The following is an 881-nucleotide window of genomic DNA, read 5'->3' on the forward strand; positions in this document are numbered from 1 at the left end:
GTTCCAGGCGGCCAACGACGCGGCCGGCTGGGAGGCGTTGGCCGCCTGGCTGAAGGAACGAGGCGTTGGCCGGGTCGGGCTGGAGGCGACGGCCGGCTACGAGCGCGGCGTGCGGGCAAGGCTGGAGGCGGCGGGCCTGGAGGTGGTGGTGCACCAGCCGCTGGAGGTACGGCTGTTTGCAAGGCTCAAGCGCTTGCGGGCCAAGACCGATCGGATCGACGCGGCGCTGATCGCGGCGGCGACGGCCCAGGTGGACACGGTGCGGGCGGCGCAGGATCCGCGCCTGATCGAACTGGCCGAACGGATGACGGCCTACGAGCAGATCAGCGACCTGGCCGCCCAGCTCAAGACCTCCATGGAGCACGTGACGCTGCCCGACCTGGCCGCCAGTCTCGACGAGCAGATCGAAAGCCTGAAGCGTCTGAAAACGCGTTTGGCGCGCGAGATCTTCACCAGGATCAAGGCCTTCGAAGACCTGGTCGCCCGCTGGCGGCTGCTGCAGTCGGTGCCTGGCGTGGGGCCGATCGTGGCCGCCAGCCTGGTCATTCGCATGCCCGAGCTGGGCGTCCTCCAGCGCGGCCAGCCCGCCAGCCTGATCGGCGTGGCTCCCTTCGACCGCCAGTCGGGCCAGTGGCGCGGCCAGAGCTTCATCGGCGGCGGACGAAGCCGTCCTCGCCGCATGCTCTACCTCGCCGCCATCGCCGCCAAGCGCTTCGATCCCGGCTTCAAGGCCTTCGCCGACCGCCTGCTAGCCGCCGGCAAACCACCCAAGCTCGCGATCGTCGCCGTCATGCGAAAGCTCATCGAGGCCGCAAACCTCGTCCTCGCAAGACAGCAGCCCTGGCTAACGCAAGCCTGAACTCAACATGGTTGCTCATCCG

1 protein-coding gene is annotated in these 881 nt (G+C 69.1%); it reads left to right on the plus strand.

The window, feature by feature from the left end; genetic code table 11:
* A partial coding sequence (locus AC07N1_RS25230; protein ID WP_494674285.1) for an IS110 family RNA-guided transposase occupies positions 1-859 on the plus strand: 859 nt, incomplete at its 5' end.
* Between the last annotated feature and the right edge of the window lie 22 nt (positions 860-881).

Source organism: Caulobacter sp. GW821-FHT09B11 (assembly GCF_059418205.1).